Origin of the sequence: Parasedimentitalea huanghaiensis (assembly GCF_009753675.1) — a bacterium.
In the GTDB taxonomy this organism is placed as follows: Bacteria; Pseudomonadota; Alphaproteobacteria; order Rhodobacterales; family Rhodobacteraceae; genus Parasedimentitalea; species Parasedimentitalea huanghaiensis.
The window spans coordinates 126598-135458 of sequence record NZ_WQLV01000011.1 but is presented as its reverse complement, the minus strand read 5'-3'; the positions used below and the strand labels follow the sequence as shown (position 1 = coordinate 135458).

The following is an 8861-nucleotide window of genomic DNA, read 5'->3' as shown; positions in this document are numbered from 1 at the left end:
GCCTATGAGGGAGAACTAGCGGGCGCCACCTATGCGTGTCATTGTTTTTAAAACTGCAATTTTAGAGTATTGAAGTTTAGACAATCTGCATGTTAACAAAGCCTTACGGCGTCTGGCGTAGAGACTATGCACCTTCCTCGTTTCAGTTCGAAACATGCATGGTGCGGCTTTGATCTCATATTTAGCCGGGCCGGGCGTCCGGCGCGGGTTCCACAAAAAACATCAAAGCGCAGCGCAGGGCAGGCATGAATTTGCCGCCATTTTTGCTTAGGTAGAGGTTGCGGCAATAATGGCCTCTGCAGTGTAGAGGTCTTGTAGAGCTATGCCTGAACTGTCGAAAATTGTAATGTCATCGGTTGCGCGGCGGTCCTTGCTGCTTTCGGTTAGGACAGAGCCAATCGCTGTCAAAGATGTTCCCGCCTCCGCGTGTTGGAACTCTCCAATGCGGGCCGACTGTTCTGGCAGATCGCAAAACAAGCGGCTTTGAGCAAAAAGCTGAGGCGGCAGTTCCTGCTTGCCGATTGCATCCGATCCCATGCTCGAGATATGGGTGCCGGGACGAACCCAGTCTGCTTGAAATAGCGGTGCGGTAGCGGTTGTTGCCGTCACTATTATGTCGGCGGTCCGACAGGCTGTTTCTGCCTGTGCCTCTTCAGCAGGTAAGCCATGCTCGCGCAGGTGGGCTACGAAACTTCGGGTCCGGTCAGCATTGCGACCTACGACCATGATTTTGGTGAGCGAGCGAATTCGCGCGATGGCCAGCGCTTCATAGGAAGCTTGGTGGCCGGTGCCGAATAATGCAAGCGTTTGAGCATTTGAGTGGGCCAAAGCGTCCGTTGCAACGGCATTGGCAGCGGCAGTCCGATATGCGTTCAACTTACCCGCTTCAACAATCGCACCGATGCGGCCTTTTGCCTGATCAAAGAGAAGAATGATTGAATCATGGCGCGGTAGGTCCGCAGCATCATTCGTTGGGAAATAAGATCCGACCTTCAAACCCGTCAGGCTGCCATCAGCGGCGGACTTGACAGTGAATTTGTTCTGCGGATCGCTGGCTCTGCCCAACACAACTGGGAATATGGCTGCCTCAGGTGAACTTGCGGCGATTAGCGCACGACGCACGGCCTCAAAAGCCAGCTCATGAGATATCGCAGCGCCGGATTGGGCTTCAGTAATATGAATCATGATATGTCTCCCTACCAGCCGCCGAAACGTGGCCACGTCATAAGGGCGCTTGCAGTGTCGGCGGGTATGACGTTGAAATGAGAATGTTGCGCAGCTGTGGCACAGGCGTGGTTTGGCAGAATGCGTAGTCGCGTGCCCACAGGCAGGTCGGGCATTGGGGTCATTGAGCCGGACCGGCGCGTGATGATCCCGTGTTCTTGATTTGCCGCAGATAGTATCAAGTCTGGGAAGATCTTCCCTGTTTCATCGCAAACGACCCCATACCCTTGATCCAGGGCTTGGTCTACAGTGCCTTTGTCGCGCGACATTGCCATCCATCCGGCGTCGACCATAACCCAGCCACGCTTGTCCTGATGCCCGATCACGGTGGTCATCACTGAGAGCGCAATATCTTCTTGGTGGCAGACACCTATCCCCGCCATAACCAAGTCAAAAAAGACATAAACCCCTGCACGCAACTCGGTCACTCCGGACAAATCACGGGCTGCATGCGCGGTCGGAGTAGATCCGACACTAACGACCGGGCAGGGCAGGTTCGCCCCCCGAAGGGTGCTAGCAGCATCAACGGCTGCCGCGCGTTCGATCTCGGCGAATTTGGCATGTGCCTCTTTACCTGCAACGGTGTAGCTCTCGCCGGCATGGGTCATTACACCCCGCAATGCGGCGCCACCTTCATGAAGAATACGGCCAATGTTGATCAAAAGGGGATCGTCAGGTCGCAGGCCGCCACGGTGACCGTCGCTGTCGATCTCGATGAGCACGGGGATTGGTTTACTTGCCTCCTGTGATGCTTTGACCACCGCTTCGGCCTGCGCCGCATTGTCCAGAATGATGCTTAGATCACACCCGGCCGAGCGAAGCGACAAAACCTGTGGCAATTTCTGTGGCGCGATACCAACCGCATACAGAATGTCGCAGACACCTGCTGCGAAGAATGCTTCGGCTTCGGCTAATGTAGACACAGTGGCCGGACCAACGCCCTCGGACAGAAGACGGCGGGCCACATCAACGGATTTTGCTGTCTTCAAATGTGGTCTCAGCGATACACCCAACGCCTCGGCATGATCAGCAAGACGGACGATATTTCGCATCATTTTCTGTTCATCCAGAATCAACGACGGCGTTGTCAAATCGGCAAGGCGGGGATCTGCTGTCATGGTTTGGCTTTCTTGATAACTACCTGGTCGGGTTTACCTGGGGCAAAGGTAAATGAACATTTACTCCTTCTAACGATCACATTAAGTATTTGGTTAATGTTAAGCCTCACTGACCTTCGTTTCTTTCAAGCTGTTGCGGCAGCCCCGTCACTTGCCGCAGCTGCGCGGTTGCTGAATGTCACGCCACCAGCAGTGACACAGCGCCTTGCCCAAATTGAACAAAAACTGCAGTTGAAGCTGGCCGACCGAGGTCCATCAGGTCTGCGCCTCACCGCTGAAGGCGGGCTTCTGGCTGAACGCACTGCATCTATTTTGGCGGATCTCGACGGATTGTCAGAGGAGCTGGCGGAGCGCCGTGGTGCAATTGCGGGCGCGCTTCGCGTCGTGGCCCCCTTTGGATATGGGAGATTAAAAGTTGCACCTGTCTTGGCTGCATTCGCCCTAGAGCATCCCGAACTGGCGCCGTCTTTGACCTTAACCGAGGATCCTCGGGGCGCGATGCGGACAGATCTTTGGGATGTACTCATTCACGTTGGGCGGCTGCCAGACTTGGGCGTGGTCCAGCAAAAGCTTGCCCCAAACCGCCGCCTTCTTTGCGTCTCGCCGAGTTATGCGTCGCGAAATGGTCTACCAAAAATACCAAATGACCTTCCCGAACATCGTATTGGAGTGGTGAGAGAAGATCAGGCCGACGTCACGCTTTGGTCGTTGTCCAATTCAAACGGAGACACAAAGCTGCTCCGCATACATCCAAGTTTTGAAAGCAATGACGGTGAAGTGATCCGAGGGTGGGCGATGCGCGGTCTTGGCATCATTGAACGATCAGAGTGGAGCGTTTCCGATGACTTGCGGGAAGAGCGGTTGCTGCCAGTCCTGCCGGATTGGAGATTGCCGGACGCCGATGTTGTCGCCCTTATGAACCCCCGCTCGGTTCGATCTGCTCGGATCGAAGCATTTGTGTCGCATTTGAAGACACAGCTATCTTAGGTAGCCGAATTCGCGATACCTAGGGGGGCGGCGCTGCAATTCTTAACGTCTCCTCACACTGGCTAAATGTCTTTGATAGCTACGCAGTTCGGTTTCTACTTGGGCATCTGACCAGCCCAAAATAGGGGCTGCAACCTCCGCTACTGAACGCGCCTGTTCGATGCCTTGATCAGGCTCCCATCCCAAACCCAATCGTCGCATCAAGAGGTCGGTAAGGCTGCTTGGCATCTCATCACGCGCGCAACGCTCAATTTCCTCAGTTGAGACACAGACATTGCTGTCTTGGTCCGTTATTGACCGAACACTTTGATAGTCAGGACATTGCGCCGTGTTTGAGGCCGGCAGCCTGCTCTTAACCTTGGCGACCAGGCGCCGCGCGACACGCCTGTGCGTCATGATCGGTCCACCAGTTAGCGTGAGAAAACTGGGCAATCCATCACTGGTATGGTCATGGACCTTAATCTCCCGGCTTCCCAATGGATTTTCAGGATCGCTGGTGAGCGGGTTGACGCCAGCCCAAGAGTACAAAATATCATCTCGTGACACGGCTAGTTTTGGCAAGCAGCGATTGGTCTCTGCGATCATCCAGTCGATTTCCTGATCGGAGGCGGTGACCCCAGTGATGTCACCCGCAAACGGCGTGCGCGTTAATCCAACGTAGTGAATACCGCGAAACGGTAGGCAATAAAGAGGCTCGCCCAGGCTGTTGTAGGTAAACACACCCCAATCGGTGAATTCATCTGGCAGTCGCAGGGCGATGTGGATCCCCTTTATTCCGGTACATTTTGGTGCCGCATTTGAACCCGTCTTGTGGATGAGCTCATCAACCCAGGCGCCCGCCAGGTTGAGGACAATATCTGCCGTGACACAGAACGAAGCTGAGCCGCTTTGGTGTGTTGGTTGCAACGTGAGATGCCAGCGCGCGTCCCCCTTTTGCTGTTTCAGGCCAACAACCTGCGTATAATTCCTAACGATTGCGCCCATTCGTTGGGCATCGAAAATGGCGTCCAGCGCAATGCGCTCGGGCCAGTCAAAGAGGTATTCTCTGAAAACCGCGACACCGCGCAGTTTACTTGGATCGCGCAGCCAAGGGGCAACCGGCACGTCGTTTTGGCTTTGCGGACTGTACCGGTGATAGTCCAATGGGACGCCAGTGGGGCTTGTCAATCTCAGGGCTGCAAACGCCGCATCCATTTGCCAGGGTGAGTATTGATCATCGGAGTAGATTGGCACGCAGAAATTGATTGGTTTTACCCGATCAGGAATGGTCCGTACGATCTCATCTCTCGCCAGCATATCGTCACGTACTGTCTTCATGGATTTAATCAGGCGGTCAGGGCGCTTCAGAGATTGCCAAAAATCTGTGCCTGTTGCGAGATGTCGCAAACCGCAATGAAGCAGACGGCTGGATCGGCTGGTCGCCCCATTGGCAAAATCACCCTGATCCACGAGCAGAACACGAAACCCAGCTGCGCTGAGGTGTTGAGCGGTGCTGGCACCATTTATCCCAGCCCCTACGATTGCTACATCCACGTGCATTTGATCTAGGTTTGAGAGTTCTGTTGCCAACGATTTAGAGCCTCGTGTCATATCTTGAACCGTCGTTACCTTAAGTAGGTTGCCGCAAAGCGCAACGGAATTTGTATTCGTTTGCCTAATTGCGACAACCTAAAAAAGGTGACGATGGACCGAAGGCAGATGTTAGGTTTGCTTCTAGAAGCGAATAACCTTGTCTGGTGTTATTCTATAGACTTGTGAAGAAAGGTCGTTTTTATCCATGAACCGGGCGATGGAGCCAAACGTCGCCGTTTCTACTTTGGTTCCGTGATCCGAAGTGGTGAGCGCCTGAGATGCAGCCGGGGCCAACAACCTCTTCATTCCACCGATTTGAATTTCTTGTGGCTGGAAGTGGGCCGCTATGTTGGCCTTGATCTGTGGTACGTTTTTTGTCCCATAGAGGCTGGCCATTAGCACATCAAGGGTGTGTTCTGTGCAGTTTTGAAACTGGCTGGTATTGGGATTGGCGAGAACTGAGTATTGGGCGTTATGGAGGGTGGAATAGGTTGGACTGGCGATCACGTTTAGTAGCTTTTTCTGTAGTCGAACGTCAGGAATGATGATGCCTGCGTCCAGCATATGTGCACCTGCGAAAAAATCTGCGGGGCTGTCCTGAATGAGATTGCTTCGCGTTTTGTTTCCTGCATCTTGGTACAGATTGTAGGCTTGATATCCGCGCCCGGTGCTGCCGTCGGGCCGTGTGATCTGCGAGAAGACCCAGAAACTCACATGGGTGTATTTAATACCAGGCGGGAGCACTTTGGGGTCACGACCCATCCGCGCCACAATCGCGACATGCACACCGCGTGAGGCCAGATCCTGTTGAACACGGTTAGAGAAGGCCGCAACCTCGGCTGTGGGCAGTATGGATTTACCTGCTTCACTGCTTCCGGCGTGGCCGAAGGATGGCAGCATGGCAGTCAATGCGACGAAAATCAGGGAAAATAAACGGGTCATGAGAAATGCCTCAAATGGGGTTAATCAAGAGTAGGCGCGCGATCGGGCTGTACACCCTGAATCGCTGTTGGTTGCTTAGATCCAACCCGAGTCAGGTCGCTTCCAAGGGCTACAGTGCCTTTGCCAACCTCTTCCAACGCAGCGCCAGAAAGTGCGATCGAAGTTCCAAATACCAATACCGGGACTGCAATCACGGAAGCGGTTCCGATTGAACTGGCGGCAGACCCATGACTGGCAGCTTGTCCGCTATGATTGACCGATTGTGCCGAATGCTGCCCACTTGGACCTGCAAAGGATGGGGGGGCGAGAGTAGCCACAAGTAGGGCGAGAGAACAGGTGCGAATAAACATGAGTGACTTTCATTTTGTGAACGTTGTTCATGTTTCGTAATTGGGTGAATTCCCTGTGTCAATAGATTTTTGAACGACGTTCAAATTCGGGCCAATACAAAACCTGATCTCAGCGCCAGTTTGAGAAGCGTATTTTATTGGGGCCTGCTAGTTCCCGAGGCGAGTTGTTCTCTTTGGTAGGGGGGATCTAAGCTGCGAACTGCAAACCCAGCTCTTAGGCACAAAAAAGGCGCGGAACTGAACCTACAAGTGTTGGTCAGTTCCACGCCTTCATAGCGGGCAAGTGCTGGGTCTGCGAGAGAGCAGAGGGTCAGCCGTAGTGGGTCACCGGAGTGCCAGCAATGGCGGCCATGTTCAGCAAACCACGGGCGGTGATTGAAGGGGAGACAATATGGGCGCGGTTGCCCATGCCCATCAGAATTGGCCCAACTTCAAGCCCATCAGCGCGCATTTTTAGAATGTTACGCACTCCACTTGCGGCATCCGCATGGGCAAAGATCAGCACGTTGGCCGCGCCCTCCATCCGTGAGCTGGGGAAGATCCGTGCGCGCAGATCAGGGTCCAGCGCAGTATCGATGTTCATCTCACCTTCATAGACAAAATCACGGCGCTTATCGTCCAGCAGTTCCAGCGCAGCCCTCAGGCGGGCACCGGTGTCGCAGGGGGTATTGCCAAATTGAGATTGCGAACACAGGGCAATTTTAGGCTCCAGCCCAAACCGGCGCACGTGGCGGGCGGCGCCAATTACAGTCTGTGCAATCTGTTCCGGCGTCGGCTCGACCCGTACATGGGTATCAGCGATGAACAGCGGCCCATCTTCAAGGATCATCAGGGACAGCGCCCCATGAGGTGCATAGTTGCCGCCGCCCAACATCTGCGAGACATAGTTCAGGTGCCAGCGGTACTCGCCAAAGGTGCCGCAAATCAGGCTATCGGCCTCGCCGCGATGCACCATGATGGCGCCAATTGCGGTGGTGTTGGTGCGCATCACTGCCTTGGCAATATCCGGGGTCACGCCATTGCGCATCATCAGCCGGTGATAGCTGTTCCAATAGTCATAGTAACGCGGATCATTCTCTGGGTTGACGATTTGAAAGTGGGTGCCGGGACGAATATCGAGGCCCAGTTTTTCACAGCGCGACTCGATCACCTCTGGGCGGCCAATCAGGATCGGGGTTTCGGTGGTTTCTTCGAGAATGGCCTGGGCGGCGCGCAACACACGTTCATCCTCACCCTCGGCAAAGACAATGCGGCGGGCTGCAGCGCGGGCGGCTTCGAACACAGGGCGCATCAACATGGCCGATTTGAACACGGTCTGGTTCAGCTTTTGTTTATAGGCTGACATATCGTCGATCTGGCGGGTGGCAACGCCGGTTTCCATTGCTGCCTTGGCCACTGCGGAAGACACCACTGCCACCAAACGAGGATCAAAGGGTTTGGGAATCAGGTAATCAGCGCCGAAGGTCAGTTGTTCACCCTTGTAGGCCGCGGCGGCCTCGGCCGAGGTAGTGGCCCGGGCGAGCTCAGCAATGCCTTCGACACAGGCAACCTGCATCTCGTCGTTTATCTCGGTTGCGCCTACATCCAGCGCACCGCGAAAGATGAATGGAAAGCATAAAACGTTATTGACCTGATTGGGAAAATCGCTGCGCCCTGTGGCAATGATTGCGTCGGGCTTCACCTTGCGGGCGACGTCAGGCATGATTTCTGGGTTCGGGTTAGCGAGCGCAAAGATGATTGGCCGGTCAGCCATTTTGGCGACCATTTCAGGTTTGAGAACATTGGGGCCGGAGAGGCCAAGAAACAGGTCAGCGCCATCAATGACCTCGTCCAGAGTCCGTAGGTCAGTGTCTTGGGCAAAGGCTGCCTTGTGTGGGTTCATATCCTCGGTGCGGCCTTTGTAGACCAGTCCGTGGATGTCGCAGAGCCAAATGTTCTCACGTTTAACGCCCAGCTTTAGCAGCATATTCAAGCAAGCAATGCCAGCAGCACCACCACCGGTCGAGACAATTTTTATATCGTCAAACCCTTTGCCAGCAACGTGCAGCGCGTTTTTGGCGGCAGCTCCAACCACGATGGCAGTTCCGTGCTGGTCATCATGAAATACCGGGATGTTCATCCGCTCGCGGCACAGCTTTTCGACAATAAAGCAATCGGGGGCCTTGATATCTTCCAGATTGATGGCGCCGAACGTCGGTTCTAGTGCGCAAACGATATCAGCAAGCTTTTCGGGATCACTTTCGTTGACTTCAATATCAAAACAATCGATCCCGGCGAAGTTCTTGAACAGGACTGCCTTGCCTTCCATAACCGGTTTGGAGGCCAACGCACCGATGTTTCCCAGACCCAGAACCGCAGATCCATTGGTGACCACCGCCACCAGATTACCGCGCGAGGTATAGCGCGCAGCATTGGCTGCATCGGCTTTGATCTCGATACAGGCCTCGGCAACACCAGGGGAGTAAGCGCGTGCCAGATCGCGACCATTTGCCATTGGCTTGGTTGCGCGGATTTCCAGCTTACCGGGTTGTGGAAATTCATGGTAGTGCAGCGCCGCTTGACGCAGGTTCTGATTGTCGGACATAGGGCGCTCCAAAAGATGTAGTTTAATGCTAAACTAATTTTTCCGCCGGGGAAATAGAGGATTTACATAGCACAATTCGGTATC

7 protein-coding genes are annotated in these 8861 nt (G+C 54.4%); 1 reads left to right on the top strand and 6 read right to left on the bottom strand.

Going from position 1 to position 8861, the window contains the following annotated elements:
• Positions 1-267: 267 nt before the first annotated feature.
• Together GO984_RS17015 and GO984_RS17010 are read right to left on the bottom strand one after the other, a co-directional pair.
• Positions 268-1185, bottom strand: a complete 918-nt coding sequence (locus GO984_RS17015) for an ornithine cyclodeaminase family protein (protein WP_157023808.1) — start codon at positions 1183-1185, stop codon at positions 268-270.
• An 11-nt stretch (positions 1186-1196) separates the two neighbouring features.
• Positions 1197-2342: an alanine racemase gene (locus GO984_RS17010; RefSeq protein ID WP_157023807.1), complete on the bottom strand. Its 1146-nt coding sequence runs from the start codon at positions 2340-2342 to the stop codon at positions 1197-1199.
• A 96-nt stretch (positions 2343-2438) separates the two neighbouring features.
• Between GO984_RS17010 and GO984_RS17005 the strand changes: the two genes are divergently transcribed.
• Complete coding sequence (locus GO984_RS17005) at positions 2439-3329, top strand: LysR family transcriptional regulator (RefSeq protein WP_157023806.1); 891 nt, start codon at positions 2439-2441, stop codon at positions 3327-3329.
• Positions 3330-3371: 42 nt separating this feature from the next.
• Here the strand turns inward: GO984_RS17005 and GO984_RS17000 are convergent, their stop codons facing one another.
• The 4 genes from GO984_RS17000 to GO984_RS16985 all read right to left on the bottom strand — a co-directional run bounded on the left by GO984_RS17000 (position 3372) and on the right by GO984_RS16985 (position 8777).
• Positions 3372-4868, bottom strand: coding sequence for an FAD-dependent oxidoreductase (locus GO984_RS17000; RefSeq protein WP_167740386.1), 1497 nt, complete (start codon positions 4866-4868; stop codon positions 3372-3374).
• Positions 4869-5042: 174 nt separating this feature from the next.
• Entirely contained in the window at positions 5043-5843 is an 801-nt protein-coding gene (locus GO984_RS16995) for a DUF2145 domain-containing protein (protein WP_157023804.1), read from the bottom strand.
• A 20-nt stretch (positions 5844-5863) separates the two neighbouring features.
• Entirely contained in the window at positions 5864-6193 is a 330-nt protein-coding gene (locus GO984_RS16990) for a hypothetical protein (RefSeq protein WP_157023803.1), read from the bottom strand.
• A gap of 310 nt (positions 6194-6503) precedes the next feature.
• Entirely contained in the window at positions 6504-8777 is a 2274-nt protein-coding gene (locus GO984_RS16985; RefSeq protein WP_157023802.1) for an NADP-dependent malic enzyme, read from the bottom strand.
• Between the last annotated feature and the right edge of the window lie 84 nt (positions 8778-8861).

Bases quoted from the DNA above. Each gene is read 5' to 3' on its own strand.
- GO984_RS16985 (WP_157023802.1), bottom strand. From the start codon at position 8,777: ATGTCCGACAATCAGAACCTGCGTCAAGCGGCGCTGCACTACCATGAA.
- GO984_RS17010 (WP_157023807.1), bottom strand. From the start codon at position 2,342: ATGACAGCAGATCCCCGCCTTGCCGATTTGACAACGCCGTCGTTGATT.
- GO984_RS17005 (WP_157023806.1), top strand. From the start codon at position 2,439: ATGTTAAGCCTCACTGACCTTCGTTTCTTTCAAGCTGTTGCGGCAGCC.
- GO984_RS17000 (WP_167740386.1), bottom strand. From the start codon at position 4,868: ATGCACGTGGATGTAGCAATCGTAGGGGCTGGGATAAATGGTGCCAGC.
- GO984_RS16990 (WP_157023803.1), bottom strand. From the start codon at position 6,193: ATGTTTATTCGCACCTGTTCTCTCGCCCTACTTGTGGCTACTCTCGCC.
- GO984_RS17015 (WP_157023808.1), bottom strand. From the start codon at position 1,185: ATGATTCATATTACTGAAGCCCAATCCGGCGCTGCGATATCTCATGAG.
- GO984_RS16995 (WP_157023804.1), bottom strand. From the start codon at position 5,843: ATGACCCGTTTATTTTCCCTGATTTTCGTCGCATTGACTGCCATGCTG.